Here is a 17671-nt window from a genome sequence, read left to right as displayed (position 1 = left end):
ATACTGGCCGGAAATACCTTTCCACATGAGAGGCGATAACTCAACCAGCGAAGGGAACGCTTTTGTCCGTCCCTCACCGGCCCGGACGTATGGACGAATCCGAGGACCCACAGCACGTTGCAGAGCGAGTACTGCCGGTGTGGGAACGTGTCGTCGCGGACATGGAAGCGACAGCCGAGGAGTACCGCGAAGCGGGCTGGAAGGCCCTCGAGTGTCACCCCGGTGACATCGCGACCATCACCGAGGGCGAGGGCCAGACCGGCCTCGACGTCGTGTTGCCCGACGACGAGTTCGACCGTATCGAGGCGGCGTACGACGCCGACAGCCACTTCGACGAGGTCGAAGCCTTCCGCGCCGTCGAGCAGGGTATCGTCTTCGCCGTCGCCGCCCTGAAGAACGCCACCACGGAGACGGCGCTGCTGGTTCCCATCTACTACGATGCCGACTCCTCCCAGGAGTTCCTCCAGATGGTGAACGAGGAGGGCGAACTCCGCATCCACCTCCGCCCCCTGGACCAGCGTCGCATCCTGACGTTCACCCAGCACGAGCCCGCGCCGTTCCTGCCGGGTGGCGAGTGACCGCCGTGTCGACCGACCCTGCCGACGTGGTGGCGGCCCACCGCGACGAACTACTGGAAGACGCCGCAGCCATCGCCGCCGAGTACCGCGACGCGGGCTGGAACGCCCGCACCCTCGAACCGACCGAGGTGACGCCGCTGACCGACGACGGTGCCGACGCTGGCGACGAGTTGCCCACCGTCGGCATCGAGGTCGTCGTCCCGGCCGACCAGTTCGGGCCGGTCGAGGCCGCCGTCGCGACCGAGGCCGCCACCTTCGACGCGAGCGAGGTGTACTCCCGCCGGGTCGACTCCGTCGCGCTCGTCATCGTCGCCGTCGCCGACACCGCGACCGAGTCCGCCGTCGTGATTCCGCTGTACTACGATATCGAGACGGCCACGCCGATGCTCGACGCCGCCCGCGACCGCGGCGAGTTGCTCACACACGTCCGACCGGCCGAGCAACCGGACGACGCGGACGCGAGTGTCGTCACGTTCGCCCACGACGACCCCAGCCTTTTCGTACCCGGGATGGGGAGTCTCGAGTAACAGCCGATGGACACTTCGAACCCTGAATACGAGTTCCTCCTGACCCTGGCCTGGCGAACGTTCCTGCTCGCAGTCGCGGGCTTCGGCGTCTCGAGCGTCGTGCTGGGCAACCTCCCAATCGTGCCCATCGTCTCGCCGGACCTGCCCGGCGCGCTCGCGAACGCCGGCCGGCTCGCGACGCTCGTGGTCGTGCTGGCGTACCTCTCGCTGCGGCTGGAGGAGTACGGACAGCTGACAGAGACGACCGAATCGGCGACGACCGAACCGGACGACGCGACCTGACGCGCCGACCAGCCGTGGCTCACACGAACCCGTCGTCGCCTGGCGAACTGGCCGGCGGTTCCACTGGTGCGGTCGTCTCGCGCTCCTGGGCAGCCCAGGCGAGGAGCCGGTCCTTCATCGCACTCGGGACACAGCCCTCGTGGGAGAAGTCCCCGCGCGGCCGTTCCTCGAACGTGGCTGGAAGCCGTAACTGCTCCCCGTTCCCCTCGGCGATGACCCCCGCGTAGATGCCGGTACCCGCATCGGTCGTCACGACCGTGATACCGGTCCCGTCGTTCTCACTCGCGGTACAGTCCAGCATCGACAGACGGTCGACCTCGACCACGGCGATGCCATCGATGGCGTTCTCCCCGGCGTAGCAGCAGTACAGCTCCAGGTCGTCGACGGAGTGGGTGCGGATGCCGCTGGTTCCGTTCCCGAGCGCGGCGGCCATCCGAACCGATGCACTCGTCGGGGTCTCACTGGTCAGGTGGAACCCGTACTCGTTGCAGTTCTGCGCGAGGCACCGCGATATCGAGACCATCCTGTTGTCCTGCAGCCTGAACCCCGACGCTTTGGCTGGCCCGCCGCACCGGTCCGCCAGACAGTTGCGGAACCGAACCGGCGTCCGAGCCACCACGAACCCGTCCCACTGCGACCGACGGACACGAACCTGGTCGAGGACCGTCTCGGCCGGGACCCGCCGGTCTCTGTCGGCCTCGTCCCACGACGCGGAGGAGACGTTGACGCCACCTCGTGCTCCCTCCACGTCCACGTTCTTCAGGCGAAGGGCCGGGGCGTTGAACGCCCGGATACCGGTCTGGGCGTTCTTGACCACGAGGTTCTCGATGCTGACGCCGATGACCACCTCGTCTTCCCGAACGGAACCCTCACCCGGTGGTCCATCCTCTCCCGAAGGTCCAGCCTCGCCCGATGAGTCGTTCTCATCCGATGATTCGCTCTCATCCGATGATTCATCCGCATCCGGTGGTCCATCGGGAGGCGCTCGGTGCATCGGCCTGACGACCACACCGTCTCCCGGCTGGCCCGTTTCTTCCGTCGGTTCGATGACGAAGTCTGCGCCGTCGAGGGTGATGCCGTTCGCTTCGATGGTGATGGTCCCGTAGAAGTCGCTCACGAGCTGGTAGGTCGTGTTCGGCTCGGCGAGCACGACCGGTTTCCCGTCCCATTCGAGCGTTTCGTCTGCGCTGGCGGCGGCGACCGTCGTGCTGGCCCCTCCGACACCGGCCGAGAGGACGCCGACAGCCATCCCCTGCAAGAGCGCCCGTCGACCGACCGCGGGTCGCCGGGTCCCTGCAGTGCGGTCGACTGCTGATTCACGACGATTGCCATTCGAACCCATGGTAGAGAAAGGCAGTCACGGCAGATAGCACCCGTGCTTCCACCCACGCCAGTGAGGAAACGAGCACCCTCACCGGTCGTCAGCCCGGGAGACACGCCCTCTTCGCCGTTCAGGGCACACTGACAGGCTGCTGGCCAGGCAGCCGGCTACTCTTCCTGCTCGCGCAGTTCCGAACTCGCCTCGCGCACCTCCCGCATCACCGACGAGATGCGCTCTTCGGCGTCGAGTTCCTCCTCGACCGAGAGGTTCACGCCTTCGACCTCGAGCAGGAACTTCGCCACCTCGGTCGCCTCGTACATCACGTCGTCCAGCTCCTCGGCGGTGAAGAAGTCACACATCGCGCCGTAGAGGAACGTCGCACCCGCCGTGCGAATCTTGTCCTCGAACGCCGAGCGCGCCTGGTTCACGGCCTGGGGCGTGTACGTGTCGGTCATGAACGGGACGAGTTCGGGCAGGTTCTCACCGATCTTCGTCATCTCGACGCCCGTCTCGGTTCTGAAATCGGAGCACAGCCGGGCGATAGCCCACTCGCGGGCCGTGATGTAGGTCCGGTCGCGCAGGAACTCGTTCACGCGGTCGTACTGCGCCCCGTCCATCTTCTTGAAGCGGTCGTACTTCGCCACGTCCTCGGGCACGTCGAGGTTCTCCTCGGAGGGAACGCCAGGGGTGGGGTCGGTGTCGGGTTCGGTGTCCGGTTCAGGGGAATCGGGGTCGGGGGCTGCGTCCGGTTCCGACTGCTCGGCCGACTCGGCTGTCTGTTCCGGCTCGTCTCGTTCCGGTGTCTCCGGCTCGTCGCTGGCCTGTTCAGGGTCGGTTCGTTCCGGTGTCTCCGGCTCCTCGTCGCCAGCGTCGGGGACATCGGGGGAATCGTCGGGCGTCTGCTCGGTCATTGGCTGTGCGTCTGGCGGCGACCGGGAAAAAGCTTCGCTGGCTGTCGGTGCGATGGGTGTGGTGTTGTGACCATCTCGATGGCGCAGGAGCGAGTCGGGGTGGTGTCGGTGGTGACCAGCAGTTCACTCACGCTGGTGGCGATGGAACCGCCCCGCACAGCACCGCACCACAGCCTCCCCAGCCGATTCCGATGCTCGGCTTCGCCTGCGCTTCTCATCCCTCGCGCGAAGCTGGCTCGCGGCCTTCGGCACGCTCGCAAGCACGCGCCATCCGGAATTTCGGCCACCGTCGACAGGCACACACCACCACGAATCACCATCACGGTTAACGTGTGAACCCGGGCCTATACCGCGGGAGAATCAGAAATGACGAGCATTGTCATGAGGCGACGTGACATCCTGAAGTCGGCGGGTACAGCACTGGCAGCCACGGGGGCGGTCGCGGCCGGGTCGACAGGGACCCTCGCGGCGGGCGGCAGTTTCACCGACGAGTACTGGGACGGCTACCACTACACGAAGTACGTCCCCTCCGACGGGGCGGCCGGCAGGCCATTACTGGTGATGCTCCACGGCTGCGGCCAGGAGCCGGCCGAGTTCGCCCGGGCGACCGGGATGAACGCGGTCGCCGAGCGCGAGGGGTTCGCCGTGGTGTACCCGGACCAGTCGTCGTTCGCGAACAGCTTCGACTGCTGGAACTGGTACTACGACTACAACACCGAGCGCGGGTCGGGCGAGGGCGAGAGCATCACCAGCATCGCCCAGCACGAGATCGCTGAAGAATCGCTCGACGCCTCACGGGTGTACGTCGCGGGCTTCTCCGCGGGCGCGGCGATGGTCCCGAACCTGCTCGTGGCCTACCCCGACGTGTACGCCGCGGGCGGGGTCCACTCCGGGCTGGAGTACGACGCCGCCGAGACCGCGACGGGGGCGACCTACGCGATGACCTGGGGCGGTCCCGACCCGTACTACCAGGGCGAGGACGCCTACGACGCGATGCAGGCCAACGGCGTGGTCGGCGAGGTTCCAACCGTGGTCTTCCACGGGACGAGCGACACCACCGTCTACCCGATAAATGGCGACCAGGCGACCGTACAGGCCATCGAGACGAACGACCTCGCGAGCGACGGGGTCGACGACGGGAACGTCGACGCCACGCCGGAATCGGACGACTCGGGGACGACGGGTGGCTACGACTGGCGCAGGCGGCAGTTCGAGGATGGGGCAGGGAACGTCGCAGTCGAGTACTGGGAGGTCGAGGGGATGGGCCACGACTGGGCCGGTGGGGACGCGGGCGAGGCCTACACCGCGCCCGACGCGCCGGACGCCAGCGAGGCCATGTGGACGTTCTTCTCGCGCTGGTGATCGTCAGGTTCCGTCGGTACCGGCTTCTCCTCCGTCTCCTCGCCGTCGTATCCAGGGCCGAGTGACACCTCGGTCACGGTCTCCCACGAGGTCTCGTCGACCACGACGAGTTCGGACTCGCTGAACACGTACAGGTAGTCGTCGAGGTACACCGCCCGGGTCGCGGGCGTGTCGGTCCGAACGAACGCCTTCTGGGAGAGGTCCTCGCCGAAGACGTAGCCGCCGCGCTCGGTGGGCAAGAAGAACACGTCGTGCTTCGGGTCGTGGAGGAACGCGTGGTGGGTCTGGGCGATTGCGGACCAGTGCGCGTCGAGGACCTTCGACTCGGCGACGGTCGGGTTCTGCGGGTCGGACACGTCGAAGACGGTGGCCTTCACCTGGCCGTCCTCCTGGCCGATGCCGAGCATCCGGTCCTCGCCGAGGGGGTGGAGGTACCGCGAGAAGCCCGGCAGTTTGACCTCGCCCTTCACCTGCGGGTTCGACGAATCGGAGAGGTCGACCACGTAGAACGGGTCTATCTGCCGGAAGGTGACGACGTAGGCCGTATCACCCATGAACCGGACCGAGTAGATGCGCTCGGTGACGCCCATGTCCTCGACCGACCCCTGGATGGAGAGTGCGGAATCGAGCGTGTAGAGGTCGTTCGTGGAGGTCGCACCCCACGGGTCGACCGTCGTGGCGATCCTGAGTTCACCGTCGTGCTCGTCGAGCGCCCACTGGTTCAGCGGACGGCCCGGCACCTCGCCCGTCTCGGCGACCGAGAGCGAGTCACCGTCGATGGCGACCTTCACGATGCCGGAGCGGAGCAGCTGGCGCTTGCGGTCCTCGACGTACTGCTGGTACTCCTCGTAGAATTTCTGCTGGAGTTCCTGGCGCTCCCCGGCGGGTTGCCGGGCGAGCCAGTTCTGCACGAGCGCCTGGAGTTCGACCTGTCGCGCCCGCGACGAGAGGTCGTAGGTGGCGAGTTCGTCGAGCCGGTTCTCGGCCTGCTGGTCGAGCAGGTCGCTCGATTCGAGGTAGCCCGCGAACGTCTCGGCGTGGCTCACCCGCTTCGTGTAGGTCAGGTACACCGCGTTCTCGGAGACGTAGGTCGCCGAGTGGTCGTAGGTCCCGAGCACGGTCACGGAATCCAGCGTCTCTCCCGATTCCGGCGAGAGGACCGCCGTCGTGTAGGTCACGGTCGCGTCGGTCTGGCTGGTCGGGTGGTACACGTCGGTGCAGGCGATGCCGGGCCCGTCACCGAACGGTTCCACCGGGCAGGGATGGTCGGGGAGAACGCCCTTCTGGAGGACGAGGTACAGCCGACCGTCCATGAGCCGGGCCGACCGGACGCTCGCGTTCAGGGTCCGCGACCAGGTCCGCTCCGGGTTCGCGGAGTCGGACACGTCGTAGGCGTAGATGCCCCGCTGGTCGAAGACGACGAGGGTGTCACCCGAGAGCAGCAGTTTGCCGGAGGCGTCGATACGGTCGACGACGGCGGGTGCGGCGGGGTCGCTGGTGTCGATGACACGGGTCTGGCCGCCCTCGCCCCAGTAGCCGTGGCCGTCAGCGTAGTAGATTGCGGAGCCATCGGGCGCGGTCTTCACCCGGTCTGGCTCGTCGATGCCGGTCTCCTGGTTGTTGGTCTCGGAGACGCGCGAGGCATCGTCGGTCGCCTGGCTCCCGGCGGCCCCGTCACCGCCCTCGGCGGCACCGGCACTCGCCGAATCGGTCGTAGCCTCGACGCCCCCTTCCGCGACGGCGACGTCACCGCCGAGGAAGAGCCCACCGCCCCCACGTCGGTCCTGGGCGGCCTGGACGTAGGCGGTGAAGGCAGCCGCCGAGTCGAACTGTGTGACGCTCCCGTCGCCCACGTTCGAGCCGGGGTCGTCGGGTGACGGGTCATCTGGAGCAGGGTCGAATCCGCCAGTCACGGCCACGAGGCCGGCACCGACCGCCGACACCACGAGGATGCCAGCGAGCACGAGTGCGGGGAGAGAACTGCGCATACGACTACCACGTCAGGCAAGATAAAGGCGGTATCCCAGGCTCAAACGCCCGTTTGAGCTTGGACGGGTGCAGGTCGTGGGGCAACGGTTTTCACGGGGGCGGGTGGACGTAAGAACATGAGAGTGCTGCTCGGAATCGAGGGAAGCGACGAGTCGATGCGGACGTTGCGAAAGACGATAGAGCGGACGAAGGAGGCCGGTGACGAGTTGACCATCGTCGTGCTCGAGAAGGACGAGGCGAAGCGCGAACAGTCCGAGATGGCCGCACAGGCCCGAGAATTCGTCGAGAAATCCGGCATCGACGCCGAGGTCCGGGTGGTGTCGGGCCACCCAGGTAGCACGCTCGTCGATATCGCCGAACGCGAGGACTTCGACCAGCTCGCCATCGGCGGCGGCACCCAGAGCCCGATGGGCAAGATTCGACTCGGGCCGATCACCGAGTTCGTCCTGCTCAACGCCAACGTCACGGTGAGATTAGTCCGATGAGTCCGGAACGTGTCTACCCGGACGAGCCAGCCGGCCCGTTCCCGAGGCCACCGCGGTCGTTCGCGGACAAGGAGGAGCGCACCATCGAGTTCGAGCCAGCAGACATGGAGGACATCGACGACATCACCGCGATGTACCTCGACTTCGACCCCGCCGACCGCGCCCAGGGGATTCCCCCGACCGGCGAGGACCGCATCCGCGACTGGCTCGACACCATCGTCGGCGAGGGGCTGAACATCTGTGCTCGCCACGACGGGCGCGTCGTCGGTCACGCAACCCTCGTCCCCGACACCAGCACCTTCGAGACCGACCAGGTCGCCCACGAACTCGCCATCTTCGTCCTCCAGGCGTACCAGCGCGCCGGCATCGGCCGCCAGCTCCTCGAGACGCTGCTGGGCTACGGCAACGAGGAAGGCATCGAGCGCGTCTGGCTCACCGTCGAGCGCTGGAACACCGCCGCCGTCTCGCTCTACCGCGACACCGGCTTCGAGACCTGCGGCTCCGAGAGCTTCGAGTTAGAGATGTCGTTGCTACTCGCCGAGACGTAACAGCGCCGGTCACACCGACAGCAGCGGTTGACTCGCGTACAGCAGCACGTATTCTGCGGCCTTCGCCAGCACGTCGCCGGAGTCACTGGTCAGCGGCTCGCGGGGCACCACGATGAAGTCCGCCTCCAGGTCGTCGGCGGTGTCGAGGATGACGCTGCCGGGGTGCTGGGTCTTGCGATGGGTCGAGAAGCCGTAGGCGGTCGAGCTGTTCAGGGGGACCTCGGTCCCCCCGACCTCGTCTTCGACCTGCTCGATGAACTTCTGGGCGTCGTCGGCGACCTCCGCCTGGTCGAGGACACCCTCCTCGATGCCCCGGACCACGTCCTGGCCGACGACGTAGACGGCGTGGACCTTGGCGTCGTACTTCTCGGCGATGGCCACCGCGTACTCGACGGCCGTGACGGACTCGTCGCTGCCGTCGACCGGTACGAGGACCATCTCGACGTCGAGCGGAGCCGTCGCGGGCGGGGAGTCGGTCATGTCCGAGAGTGCAACGCCGGGCACCAAAAAGCTACAGGGGTCGGTGTCGCCCGGGAGCCCGCCACGAGGTGCCGCCGTGGCGCGGGCTTTAAGCCGTCACACTGCGACGCCTGACGTATGTTCGATACCGTCGTCATCGCCACCGACGGCTCCGAGAGCGTCAGGCGAGCCGTCACGGTCGGGCTCGACCTCGCCGAGCGCTTCGAGGCCACCGTCCACGCCCTGTACGTCGTCGACGCGTCCGAGGTCGAATCGTCGCCCGAGTCGGTGCGGGACGAGTTCCGCGCCGCCCTCAAAGAGAGCGGCGAGGAGGCCCTGGAGACGGTCACCGCCGAGACCGACGCCGAGGTCGTCACCGCCGTCCGCGAGGGCCGCCCCGCCGCCGAAATCTGCGAGTACACCCGCGAGGTCGACGCCGACCTGGTCGCGACCGGGACGAGGGGACGGCACGGCGAGAACCGGTTCTTGATAGGGAGTGTGGCCGAGCGCGTGGTCCGGACGTGCGATAGGCCCGTGTTGACGGTACGGCAGCTGCAGGAGAAGTCGTAACGGCGAGCACACGCGAGACGGGCAGCGGTGGAGACCCAGCCTTCCGCGGACCACACCTATTAGTGTGCGTTACAAAACACCGATACATGCGCGGTCTTCTCCGTCGGCACCCCTGTCTCCCCGTCGTCGGAATCGGGACCGGGTATCTGCTTGTGGCGGTCTGGCACGTCTGGTCGAACCCCGGGTCAGCGGTCCCGACGGCCGTCGAAGCCGCCTTGCTGGTGTTCCTCGCGGGCGGCATCCTCTACGGGAGCTATCGCCTCTCCCGCCTGGACCTCACTGCGGCGGACGGGCTTCGAGTGTTCACCTGGGTCGTCGGCTCCGGCCTCGTCGGCTTCGTCGTCGGCGGTATCCTCATCGAAATGCAGCAACTCGAAGGGGTCGCCCTCGAGAACGTCCCCATCCTGCTCGTGACGTCGTCCGGTGCGACGGCCATCGTCGGGCTCGGTGTCACGGAGTACCGTGAACGCCTCCTGGCCGAGAAGGAGACCCTCCGCTCGCAGACGGCCGCCATCGCCCGGTTGCACCGGCGACTAACCGTGCTGAACCGCGTCCTCCGCCACAACCTCCGGAACGAGAGCACCATCATCCGTGGGTACGCCGAGTTGCTGCTCGAGGACGGCCCCGACCAGGCCTCACGCGACACGCTCGCGACCATCGTCTCCCACGCGGACAACATCGAACGCCTGAGTACGCAGGCCAAGCGACTCAACTGCGTGTGGGAGGAGGACGCGACGGTCGTCCGCGACCTCACGGCGGTGGTGCCAAAGAGCGTCGATTCAGTCAGGGCCGACCACGACGAAACCGACATCACCACCGACCTCCCCGAGTCGGCACACGCCAGGGTTCATCCCAGGTTCGAATTCGCCATCACCGAGGCCGTCGAGAACGCGGTCCGCCACAACGAGCAGGCGACCTCTGTTCATGTGTCGTTGACACGGGACGGCCCCAGCACCGTGACGGTCACCGTCGCCGACACCGGCGATGGCATCCCGTCCGACGAACTCGCGGTCCTCCGTGAGGGGTCCGAAGACTCCCTGTTCCACGGGTCCGGGCTCGGACTGTGGCTGGTGTACTGGACGGTGACGCAGTCGGATGGGGCCCTCGCCTTCGACGATAACGACCCCCAGGGGACGGTGGTCGAGATGGCGGTTCCCGCCACCGACGCGGCGCGACGCTGACGAACCGGCGGTTTCTTCCCCGCCCACCCGCACTGTCTGGGCATGTACGAAGACGTCATCGACGACGAGGACATGTCTCTCTCCCGCAAATCTATCCTGCCCGGGACCGGTTTCTTCGTCCCCGACGAGATCGACGAGGAGCGAAAGGAGCGAGAGATCGCCGCCGCCCTGGAGGGCCAGGAGATCGCCGTCGTGGCTGACCCCGACGCCGACGGCCTGGCCTGTGTCGCGCTGGTCCGCGAGGTGTTCGGCGAGGGCGCGCTCGTCCCCGCCGGGCCGCACGAACTCGAAGACGGCCTCCAGCGTGTCGCCGACTACGCCAGCCCCGACGTACAGGTGTTCGTCTGCGACCTCTGCCCGGACAAGTTCGAGTACGTCGACGAGGAACTGGAAGCCCTCATGGCGAACAGCGCCTCCGTCCGCTGGTTCGACCACCACCAGTGGCACGACGACGTGGCCGCGAAGGTCCGCCAGGCGGGCGTCGACCTCGTCGTCGGCGACAGCGAGGAGGAGTGTACCGCCGACGTGGCGCTGCGCTCGCTCGACTACGACTTCGACGAGCAGTTCGCCGAACTCGCGAAAGTCACCCGCGACCACGACCTCTGGCTCCGCGAGGACCCCCGCTCGGACGACATCGCGGACCTCGCGTACTGGCTCGAACCCGAGGAGTACGTCGATATCGTCGCCGAGCACGGCGTCGACCTGCCCGAAACGGCCCGGGAACTGCTCGCCGAGCGCCGCGTCGAGAAGGAGGCGCTCATCGAGAAGGCGGTCGAGCGCGGCGAGATTCGGAACATCAACGGCTGGAAGGTGGCCGTGACCTACGGCCGCTGTTCCCAGAACGAGGTCGCCGAGGCATTCCGCGAGAAGGGCGCTCACGCCACGGTCATCGTCAAGCCCGCCGGCTCGGCAAGTATTCGAGGAACCGACGAGTTCCAGCGCTGCCACGAGGTCGCCGGGCAGGTCAACGGCGGCGGCCACCCCAAGGCCGCGGGCTGCAAGCCCCGCATCTACGACGACATGCTGGACTACGCCCACCACTGGACGACCCGCGGCGCGACGACGAAGCAGGTCATCCTCGACGCCTTCCGGAACCTCCCCGAGGAGGACGACGAGGGTGTCGAGACGGAGCGCTAGAACAGCGACAACCGCGATTCGACCGTTTCTCGCGTCGGCAACCCACCACGAGCCCCTGCGCCGAGACAGTTCTCGGCCGCGACCGCCGCCGCGAACCGACCAGCCGCGGCCGCCGATTGCTCGTCCAGAATCCAGGCGTCGACCAGCCCCGCAGAGAACGCGTCACCTGCGCCCGTCGTATCCACGGCGTCGACCTCGAACGCCGGTACCTCGACCACGTCGTCCCCGTCGAGCAACAGCGCGCCGTCCTCGCCCTGGGTCAGTGCCGCCCGGGTGACACCACGCTCGCGCAGTTCCGCGGCGGCCTCGCGGCCGGTACAGCCGAGATACGACTCGATGGGCACCTCGCTCGACACGAAACAGTCCACCACAGCGAGCAGGTCGTCGATGGTCTCCTTCTGGGTTCCCCGCCCCTCCAGCTCCGCGAGCGGGCCCGCCAGGTCGAAGACGATAGGTGGAAAGTCGTCGTCACCTCGTGCTGCCTCGACCAGCGCCGACACCGCCGGGTCGGGGGCGTAGGCACTCGTGAAAACAGCGTCTGCCTCGCGGCAGTACTCGATATCGTCCGCGTCCAGCCGCAGCTTCGGGACGCTCTCGCCCCCGGCGATTATCATGCGCTCCCCGTCGTCGTCCCGCAGAATCATCGTGTAGCTGGAGCGCTCGGCGCCGCGCTGGACTCTGGACGCATCGATGCCGCGCTCGCGCAGGTCCGCGAGCACGCGGTCGCCGTCGTCGTCACGGCCGACCCGGCTGACGACGCCCGTCTCTCTCCCGAGTGCCGAGAGCCCCGATGCCACGTTCGCGGCGACCCCGCCGACCGCGAGCTGCTCGTCGCGGGCGAACGCGCCGCCGTCGGGTTCGGGCAGGTTCGTCACCGGGTAGATGCGGTCGAGCAGGGCGCTGCCGACCGTGACGACCGTGGGCATCGCCTACCGCTCGCCGGCGACCCACTTCTGGCTGTACGCCGCACCGCAGGTACAGCGAGCGTAGGCGTGGATGACGTCGCCCTCCTCGTAGAGCCCGCCGACCTCGTCGTTCTGCTCCTCGGCGAACGCGAACACGTAATCGACCGTCCCGCCCTCACACTCGGGGCACTCCCCGCTGGTCAGGTCTGCACCGATGGTCCCCTCGATCTTCATCGCCTCCTGCGCGAACGCCATCGCGTCCGAGCCGGTGCCGACGGTGAACGCGTTCCGGCCACTGTCGCCGTCGACGACGATGACGATACCGTCGTCGGCTCGCTCACCGTACTTCTCCAGTCGGCCGATGTCGTCGACGTACGAGTCGGCGAGATACAGTGCGACGTCGTCGGTACGTTCGCCTGCGAGGAACTCCGTACGGGGTGAATCGCTCATAGACGCGGTAGCTCCTCGAATGGTAAAAAGAACGCGAGTCGCGGACGTGGGAAGTGCCCGCGAGCCCGCGAAGGTGGGAATGGAGTACGGGTCCGGGACGAATCGGGTCAGTCTCGCGTTGCCTCGCGATGTGCCCTGGGATACGCCACTATCATAGCGTGAGGGGTCGACACCGATTCGCTTCCGTCGTTGCCTGTGATGTGTGTGGGATACGCCACATCGTTTCTGTTGATCGGTCGCACTGTACTGAAATCCCGGGTCGGGTCTACGAGCGCATCCGTGGGTCGGACGCGTCGAGCGGCCGTTCCTCCGGTCGGTCTCACCGGCGCATCCCCGGTCCGGAGACCGAACCGATGGGATGGATGCGCCCGCAGACGGGACGACTCGGAGCGGGTGTCAGCCGCTAGTTTAGACCGCGACGAAGGTCTCGCCCGAGATGGTGTCCGGGACGTTCACACCGTAGATGGTCGTCGCGCCGGACTGGTCGACCAGCCGGACGGTCGCTTCCTCGCCGGGTGCGAGGGCGTCACCGATACCGGATGCCGACGTGAGGTCGACGGTGATCTTCACGCGCTCGGTCGTGTTGTCGAGCACGTCGTCGCCGTTACCGACCAGCGAGGTCGTCGTGTAGTTCGACGCGCTCGCGGTCGCACCGTACGCGAGCGTCGTACTCGCGTCGCTACCGAGGTACTCGATGGTCGCCGACTGCAGGTCTATCTGGTCCGAACCGGCGGACTTCTTGACCGTGAAGTTCAGCGTCTCGACGTCACCACTGGTGGCGTTCGCCTCACCGACAGCCGTGACCACGTCGATCTGGTTGGAAACCTGTGCCTGTGAGTCCGCGCCCGTGTCGGACGCCGACGCTTCGAGCAGCCCGGCCGTGTTGATGAGCACGCCCGCCGCCACCGCGGCGACCAGCACCATCGCGATGAAGATGATGAGCGTGCCGATACCGACCTGACCGCGGTCGTCGTCTGCGTTGAATTCTCCGAACATGATTACACCGCCACGAACGTTTCACCCGAGATCGTGTCGGGGACGTTCACACCGTAGATGGTCGTCGCACCGGACTGGTCGACCAGCCGGACGGTCGCCTCCTCGCCGGGTGCGAGGGCGTCACCGATACCGGATGCCGACGTGAGGTCGACGGTGATCTTCACGCGCTCGGTCGTGTTGTCGAGCACGTCGTCACCGTTGCCGACTAGCGACGTCGTCGAGTAGTTCGACGCGCTCACGGTCGCACCGTACGCGAGCGTCGTACTCGTATCGTCCGAGAGGTACTCGATGGTCGCCGACTGCAGGTCTATCTTGCCCGAGCCTGCGGACTTCTTGACCGTGAAGTTCAGCGTCTCGACGTCACCACTGGTGGCGTTCGCCTCACCGACAGCCGTGATCACGTCGATCTGGTTGGAAACCTGTGCTTGCGAGTCCGCGCCCGTGTCGGACGCAGACGCTTCGAGCAGCCCGGCCGTGTTGATCAACACGCCAGCTGCAACTGCTGCGACCAGCACCATCGCGATGAAGATGATGAGCGTACCGATGCCCACCTGGCCGCGTTCGCCGTCCGTTGTATTGTCCACTATCATTTTCCTGGGTGGGGATGCGCCCCGAATAGTCCATAGCAAGGTACTACTATCAAGGCAAGTATCATTTCAATCGCCGATTCGAACCTCGACTCACGTCTCGATACGAGGTGGAAAACGAGCCGATATCCGCACTCTAGTCTATCGGTTAGTAGAGAACCACGCGGTCGTTGCTACCGCTACATCGTCGAGAAACAACCGAGAAACTACCAGATTCAGTACGTAACTTCGAGCTCGGACGCGTCGAGCAGGATCTGCAGCGTCTCCTCCGGTGGGAGCTCGTCGTCGAGCTGCCGTGCGTACCAGCGGAGCAACTTCGTGAACACGACCCGAATGTCGCTCGAGGTCAACTGTTCGCGTTCGAGACCGTCGTCGGTCTTCACCGTCACGTCCACACCGTAGCGGGCACTCGCGTTCGCTAGCGTATCGGCGGGGTCGGCCGACCCGCTGGTCGGCCGATCCCGGTCCCGGGTGTCGGACCCGACGTCTGGGATGAGCGCCGGGTCCACGTCCGGTAGTCGGTTCTCACCGCCGTACGTGTTCGCAGCGGAGTCCTCGCTCGCCGAGACGACGAAGCGGTTCTCCGCGAGGGGCTTGACGCGGTCCTCGTCGGGAAAGAGGTCCTCCGGCGAGAGGACTCCATCTGCGTTCGCGTCCGCGTTGATTGTGCGTTCGTTCATGTGTGATCGTGGTGCCCCGGATGGGGCACGGTTCGTGGTACCTCTCAGACTTTGACGTACTTCTCGTCGGAGATGGTCGACGGGACGTTGATGCCGTAAAGCGTCTTCGCCCCAGATGCATCGACTATCTGCAACATCGCTTTTTCGCCTTCTGGGAGGTACTGTCCTTCGACTGCTGCGTCAGTGACGTTAATGGTGACGCGGATCCGGTCGGAGCGGTCGTTGAGCGTCGTGTTCGAGTCTCCGCTCATCTTCGTGAGCGAGACAGCAGTGCTGTCGCTGGACAGCGTGACTGCTGCCGTGTCTGAGACCCATTCGAACGACGCTTTGGTCAGGTCTATGTCGCCGGCACCGGCGGCCTTCATCAAGGTGATGTTGACCGTATCGATTCCGGTGCCATTTGCGTTCACTTCACCGGTCGCCGAAACGACGGTGATGTGATTCGAGACCTGGGCCTGGGCGTCCGAACTCGTGTCCGACGCCTTCGCTTCGAGCATGCCGGCCGTGTTGATCAACACGCCAGCTGCAACTGCGGCCACCAGGACCATCGCTATGAAGATGATCAAGGTGCCGATTCCGACCTGCCCGCGGTCACCATCTTTTGATTCCGTTACGTTCATCGGTATTTCACCCCGTGTGCGAGCGGCTCACTCACGACCGCGCGGGCGAGATGGCCCACGTGGCCGTGACCAGCTGCGCATGGCCCAGATGGGCCAACCGGCAGCTGGGCGGACGGGTCGGTCCCGTCTGTCGCCAGCTGCCGCGAACGTCGTTCCCCGTTCCGGGGTGAGCCGATGTGTAGCATCACAGCTTGGGGAGCGTTCCCCGAGTATGGCATCGGAGTATGAGCCTATCAAGGCCCGTATGCCCTCGGGCGTCGAATCGGCCGTCGACTCACGTCTCGATACGCCCACCGAGTCGGCCTCCGAACTCGTACGAGCCTCTATACAAACTACCCTGTAAGTGTTCGATGGTGACTGCTGAGAGCACAGAGACGGTCGCGAGACTCGCACTACGTCACAGAGACGACGGCTCGCACACGAGCGAAGACGAGTACTAACGACACGACATGGGACTTCGAGACATCCTCGCCGACTTCCTCGGTTCGGGCGGCAATCAGGCACGGGGGACCGCCCCCGGTGCCGGCCAGAACCAGCAGCAGCAGTCGGCAGGCGGTTCCCAGGCTGGACAGGGCGGGATGCCCGGACAGGGCGGGATGCCCGGACAGGGCAACCAGCCCCCCCAGCCACAGAACACCGTCTCCATGGAAGACCTCGACCAGGAAGAGCAGATCGAGACGCTCGAACAGCGTATCGACGGGATGGAAGAGGACCTGAGCCAGTCCCAGAACCAACTGGACGGCATCCAGGGCTCTCAGGAGCAAGTCGCCGATCGCATCGAAGACGTGAACGACACGGTCCGCCAGCTGCTCGGCATCTACGACCAGTTGACCGCGAGCGCGAATCCGTTCATGGAGGGCGGGCAGCCCGACGCGGCGATGGACGAAGACGCCGAGGGGTTCGGCTTCGCCACCGAGACCGACGAACCGGCCGGGATGCCGGCCGCCGAGGAGGACGACGAGGACGGCGAAGACGCGGACGAGGACGGGGACGACAACGAGGTCCCCGTCGAGCCGACCGACGCCACCGCGGACGAGGACGACGAGGACGGCGATGCGGTGTCGTTCGACGACCTCAAAGCGGAGCAGGCGGCCGAGTCTGAGGTCGAAGCCGACCACGAGGAACACGATGACGACGGCGAAACAGGACAGACGCATAGCCCAGAGGAAGCAGATGAACCGGACAACGAGATACAGGTCGAGACCACGTCCGAATCGGAGGAAGCCGAGATGAGCACTGCCGAACAGGACGTTGCACAGAACGACCGGGAGGACGGAGCCAACCAGATGACGGAGGCGGCCGAACCGTTCGTCGCCGCCGAAGGTGCCGGCTCCGACGCGACGCTGCCCAGCCTTGCGGACACGTACGCGACGGACATCATCGTGTTCGAGTGGCTGACCGACCTGGTCACCAGCGCGGGACCCGCCGCGACCCTGCGGGCGATCGCCTACTACGAGGAGATCGGGTGGATATCGCCCGCGGTGAAATCGTACCTCGAGGGCGTCCTTTCGGGACCGGACCTCGACCTCAACGTGGACCCAAGCCGGGACCCGGAAGAACTGAACGCGGAGGACCACGCCGAGAGCTACGAGTACATCATGAAGCTCAGCGCGGTCCAGGAGACGATGGACGACACCGGACTGTAACCATGGGACTGAGTACCAGCGGCGCGGCGGCCATCCTGTTCGTGGGCGTGCTCCTCACCGTGAGCACGGCCGTCCCGGTCCTCGAGACCGCGAACGAGCGGGTCACGACCGCGGTCGACGACCGCGGCGAGCGCGAGCTGGAACGGCGGAACACGGACATGAACGTGACGAACGTGACCTACAACGCCAGCACGGACCGGCTGACGGTGAACGTCACGAACACCGGGTCTCGCACCCTCTCGGTGGACGAGACCGACCTGCTCGTCGACGGCGTCTACCGGACCGACGCGACGACCCGCGTCGAGGGTGATTCCGGCCGCGTCCTCTGGATGCCCGGCGAGTCCCTGCAGTTCGAACTGACCGGCGTCACCACCGCCCCCGACCGGGTGAAGCTGGTGACCGAGTACGGCGTGGCGGAAACGATAACGGAGGTGTAA

Annotated in this window: 21 protein-coding genes; 11 read left to right on the top strand and 10 right to left on the bottom strand. The window is 66.4% G+C overall.

The features are described from left to right. The first annotated feature begins 89 nt into the window (after window positions 1-89). The 3 genes from ACSC1S_RS00305 to ACSC1S_RS00295 are packed head-to-tail and all read left to right on the top strand — an operon-like array spanning window position 90 to window position 1387. On the top strand, window positions 90-578 hold the full coding sequence (locus tag ACSC1S_RS00305; RefSeq protein ID WP_435362674.1) for a DUF7529 family protein: 489 nt from the start codon (window positions 90-92) through the stop codon (window positions 576-578). Window positions 579-583: 5 nt separating this feature from the next. Continuing rightward, entirely contained in the window at window positions 584-1105 is a 522-nt protein-coding gene (locus ACSC1S_RS00300; RefSeq protein WP_435362673.1) for a DUF7529 family protein, read from the top strand. 6 nt (window positions 1106-1111) lie between these two features. Beyond that, window positions 1112-1387, top strand: a complete 276-nt coding sequence (locus tag ACSC1S_RS00295; RefSeq protein WP_435362672.1) for a hypothetical protein — start codon at window positions 1112-1114, stop codon at window positions 1385-1387. Between the two features lie 19 nt (window positions 1388-1406). Here ACSC1S_RS00295 and ACSC1S_RS00290 read toward each other — a convergent pair whose 3' ends face one another. Continuing rightward, entirely contained in the window at window positions 1407-2729 is a 1323-nt protein-coding gene (locus ACSC1S_RS00290; protein ID WP_435362671.1) for a right-handed parallel beta-helix repeat-containing protein, read from the bottom strand. Window positions 2730-2875: 146 nt separating this feature from the next. Further along, window positions 2876-3619: a DUF5806 family protein gene (locus ACSC1S_RS00285; protein ID WP_435362670.1), complete on the bottom strand. Its 744-nt coding sequence runs from the start codon at window positions 3617-3619 to the stop codon at window positions 2876-2878. A gap of 381 nt (window positions 3620-4000) precedes the next feature. Here ACSC1S_RS00285 and ACSC1S_RS00280 point away from each other — a divergent pair, with 381 nt between their 5' ends. Beyond that, window positions 4001-4981, top strand: coding sequence for an extracellular catalytic domain type 1 short-chain-length polyhydroxyalkanoate depolymerase (locus tag ACSC1S_RS00280; RefSeq protein WP_435362669.1), 981 nt, complete (start codon window positions 4001-4003; stop codon window positions 4979-4981). On the opposite strand, the gene ACSC1S_RS00275 is transcribed toward ACSC1S_RS00280, so the two are convergent. Continuing rightward, on the bottom strand, window positions 4918-6969 hold the full coding sequence (locus ACSC1S_RS00275) for a beta-propeller domain-containing protein (protein WP_435362668.1): 2052 nt from the start codon (window positions 6967-6969) through the stop codon (window positions 4918-4920). The genes ACSC1S_RS00280 and ACSC1S_RS00275 overlap by 64 nt on opposite strands. Before the next feature lie 117 nt (window positions 6970-7086). On the opposite strand from ACSC1S_RS00275, the gene ACSC1S_RS00270 reads away from it, so the two are divergent. Then, window positions 7087-7455 (top strand): universal stress protein, encoded by a 369-nt coding sequence (locus tag ACSC1S_RS00270; RefSeq protein WP_435362667.1) that lies wholly within the window; start codon window positions 7087-7089, stop codon window positions 7453-7455. Next, the gene (locus ACSC1S_RS00265) at window positions 7452-8003 is read left to right on the top strand and encodes a GNAT family N-acetyltransferase (RefSeq protein WP_435362666.1); all 552 of its coding nucleotides are present in this window, start codon (window positions 7452-7454) and stop codon (window positions 8001-8003) included. Before ACSC1S_RS00270 ends, ACSC1S_RS00265 begins: the two co-directional genes overlap by 4 nt. Before the next feature lie 9 nt (window positions 8004-8012). Here ACSC1S_RS00265 and ACSC1S_RS00260 read toward each other — a convergent pair whose 3' ends face one another. Beyond that, window positions 8013-8483 (bottom strand): universal stress protein, encoded by a 471-nt coding sequence (locus ACSC1S_RS00260; RefSeq protein ID WP_435362665.1) that lies wholly within the window; start codon window positions 8481-8483, stop codon window positions 8013-8015. A gap of 117 nt (window positions 8484-8600) precedes the next feature. Between ACSC1S_RS00260 and ACSC1S_RS00255 the strand changes: the two genes are divergently transcribed. The 3 genes from ACSC1S_RS00255 (at window position 8601) to ACSC1S_RS00245 (ending at window position 11350) form a co-directional block, all read left to right on the top strand. After that, window positions 8601-9032, top strand: a complete 432-nt coding sequence (locus ACSC1S_RS00255) for a universal stress protein (protein ID WP_435362664.1) — start codon at window positions 8601-8603, stop codon at window positions 9030-9032. 86 nt (window positions 9033-9118) lie between these two features. After that, on the top strand, window positions 9119-10213 hold the full coding sequence (locus ACSC1S_RS00250; protein ID WP_435362663.1) for an ATP-binding protein: 1095 nt from the start codon (window positions 9119-9121) through the stop codon (window positions 10211-10213). 42 nt (window positions 10214-10255) lie between these two features. Then, window positions 10256-11350: a DHH family phosphoesterase gene (locus ACSC1S_RS00245; protein WP_435362662.1), complete on the top strand. Its 1095-nt coding sequence runs from the start codon at window positions 10256-10258 to the stop codon at window positions 11348-11350. Here ACSC1S_RS00245 and ACSC1S_RS00240 read toward each other — a convergent pair. From ACSC1S_RS00240 to ACSC1S_RS00215, 6 genes are all read right to left on the bottom strand, one after another. After that, window positions 11347-12276 carry a carbohydrate kinase family protein gene (locus ACSC1S_RS00240; RefSeq protein WP_435362661.1) on the bottom strand — a complete coding sequence of 310 codons (930 nt, stop codon included), beginning with the start codon at window positions 12274-12276 and terminating at the stop codon, window positions 11347-11349. The genes ACSC1S_RS00245 and ACSC1S_RS00240 overlap by 4 nt on opposite strands. 3 nt (window positions 12277-12279) lie before the next feature. Further along, window positions 12280-12705 (bottom strand): DUF5807 family protein, encoded by a 426-nt coding sequence (locus ACSC1S_RS00235; protein ID WP_435362660.1) that lies wholly within the window; start codon window positions 12703-12705, stop codon window positions 12280-12282. Window positions 12706-13113: 408 nt separating this feature from the next. Beyond that, window positions 13114-13701: a flagellin gene (locus tag ACSC1S_RS00230; protein WP_435362659.1), complete on the bottom strand. Its 588-nt coding sequence runs from the start codon at window positions 13699-13701 to the stop codon at window positions 13114-13116. A 2-nt stretch (window positions 13702-13703) separates the two neighbouring features. Further along, window positions 13704-14291 carry a flagellin gene (locus tag ACSC1S_RS00225; protein ID WP_435362658.1) on the bottom strand — a complete coding sequence of 196 codons (588 nt, stop codon included), beginning with the start codon at window positions 14289-14291 and terminating at the stop codon, window positions 13704-13706. A 212-nt stretch (window positions 14292-14503) separates the two neighbouring features. Further along, complete coding sequence (locus ACSC1S_RS00220) at window positions 14504-14968, bottom strand: DUF7500 family protein (protein WP_435362657.1); 465 nt, start codon at window positions 14966-14968, stop codon at window positions 14504-14506. 44 nt (window positions 14969-15012) lie between these two features. Continuing rightward, window positions 15013-15588 (bottom strand): flagellin, encoded by a 576-nt coding sequence (locus tag ACSC1S_RS00215; protein WP_435362656.1) that lies wholly within the window; start codon window positions 15586-15588, stop codon window positions 15013-15015. A gap of 449 nt (window positions 15589-16037) precedes the next feature. Between ACSC1S_RS00215 and ACSC1S_RS00210 the strand changes: the two genes are divergently transcribed. Both ACSC1S_RS00210 and arlF read left to right on the top strand, forming a co-directional pair. Further along, window positions 16038-17234, top strand: coding sequence for a FlaD/FlaE family flagellar protein (locus tag ACSC1S_RS00210; protein WP_435362655.1), 1197 nt, complete (start codon window positions 16038-16040; stop codon window positions 17232-17234). 2 nt (window positions 17235-17236) lie between these two features. Then, window positions 17237-17671 (top strand): archaellum stator protein ArlF, encoded by a 435-nt coding sequence (arlF, locus tag ACSC1S_RS00205; protein ID WP_435362654.1) that lies wholly within the window; start codon window positions 17237-17239, stop codon window positions 17669-17671.

This window comes from Haloarchaeobius pelagicus (assembly GCF_051207375.1).
Taxonomy (GTDB): domain Archaea; phylum Halobacteriota; class Halobacteria; order Halobacteriales; family Natrialbaceae; genus Haloarchaeobius.
The sequence above is the reverse complement of the archived record's forward strand: the minus strand, read 5'-3'. Positions and strand labels throughout refer to the sequence as shown.

What these genes read in the sequence shown, in the direction of transcription:
- ACSC1S_RS00305 (WP_435362674.1), top strand. Translation starts at nt 90, where the DNA reads ATGGACGAATCCGAGGACCCACAGCACGTTGCAGAGCGAGTACTGCCG.
- ACSC1S_RS00295 (WP_435362672.1), top strand. Translation starts at nt 1,112, where the DNA reads ATGGACACTTCGAACCCTGAATACGAGTTCCTCCTGACCCTGGCCTGG.
- ACSC1S_RS00290 (WP_435362671.1), bottom strand. Translation starts at nt 2,729, where the DNA reads ATGGGTTCGAATGGCAATCGTCGTGAATCAGCAGTCGACCGCACTGCA.
- ACSC1S_RS00285 (WP_435362670.1), bottom strand. Translation starts at nt 3,619, where the DNA reads ATGACCGAGCAGACGCCCGACGATTCCCCCGATGTCCCCGACGCTGGC.
- ACSC1S_RS00280 (WP_435362669.1), top strand. Translation starts at nt 4,001, where the DNA reads ATGAGGCGACGTGACATCCTGAAGTCGGCGGGTACAGCACTGGCAGCC.
- ACSC1S_RS00275 (WP_435362668.1), bottom strand. Translation starts at nt 6,969, where the DNA reads ATGCGCAGTTCTCTCCCCGCACTCGTGCTCGCTGGCATCCTCGTGGTG.
- ACSC1S_RS00270 (WP_435362667.1), top strand. Translation starts at nt 7,087, where the DNA reads ATGAGAGTGCTGCTCGGAATCGAGGGAAGCGACGAGTCGATGCGGACG.
- ACSC1S_RS00265 (WP_435362666.1), top strand. Translation starts at nt 7,452, where the DNA reads ATGAGTCCGGAACGTGTCTACCCGGACGAGCCAGCCGGCCCGTTCCCG.
- ACSC1S_RS00260 (WP_435362665.1), bottom strand. Translation starts at nt 8,483, where the DNA reads ATGACCGACTCCCCGCCCGCGACGGCTCCGCTCGACGTCGAGATGGTC.
- ACSC1S_RS00255 (WP_435362664.1), top strand. Translation starts at nt 8,601, where the DNA reads ATGTTCGATACCGTCGTCATCGCCACCGACGGCTCCGAGAGCGTCAGG.
- ACSC1S_RS00250 (WP_435362663.1), top strand. Translation starts at nt 9,119, where the DNA reads ATGCGCGGTCTTCTCCGTCGGCACCCCTGTCTCCCCGTCGTCGGAATC.
- ACSC1S_RS00245 (WP_435362662.1), top strand. Translation starts at nt 10,256, where the DNA reads ATGTACGAAGACGTCATCGACGACGAGGACATGTCTCTCTCCCGCAAA.
- ACSC1S_RS00240 (WP_435362661.1), bottom strand. Translation starts at nt 12,276, where the DNA reads ATGCCCACGGTCGTCACGGTCGGCAGCGCCCTGCTCGACCGCATCTAC.
- ACSC1S_RS00235 (WP_435362660.1), bottom strand. Translation starts at nt 12,705, where the DNA reads ATGAGCGATTCACCCCGTACGGAGTTCCTCGCAGGCGAACGTACCGAC.
- ACSC1S_RS00230 (WP_435362659.1), bottom strand. Translation starts at nt 13,701, where the DNA reads ATGTTCGGAGAATTCAACGCAGACGACGACCGCGGTCAGGTCGGTATC.
- ACSC1S_RS00225 (WP_435362658.1), bottom strand. Translation starts at nt 14,291, where the DNA reads ATGATAGTGGACAATACAACGGACGGCGAACGCGGCCAGGTGGGCATC.
- ACSC1S_RS00220 (WP_435362657.1), bottom strand. Translation starts at nt 14,968, where the DNA reads ATGAACGAACGCACAATCAACGCGGACGCGAACGCAGATGGAGTCCTC.
- ACSC1S_RS00215 (WP_435362656.1), bottom strand. Translation starts at nt 15,588, where the DNA reads ATGAACGTAACGGAATCAAAAGATGGTGACCGCGGGCAGGTCGGAATC.
- ACSC1S_RS00210 (WP_435362655.1), top strand. Translation starts at nt 16,038, where the DNA reads ATGGGACTTCGAGACATCCTCGCCGACTTCCTCGGTTCGGGCGGCAAT.
- arlF (WP_435362654.1), top strand. Translation starts at nt 17,237, where the DNA reads ATGGGACTGAGTACCAGCGGCGCGGCGGCCATCCTGTTCGTGGGCGTG.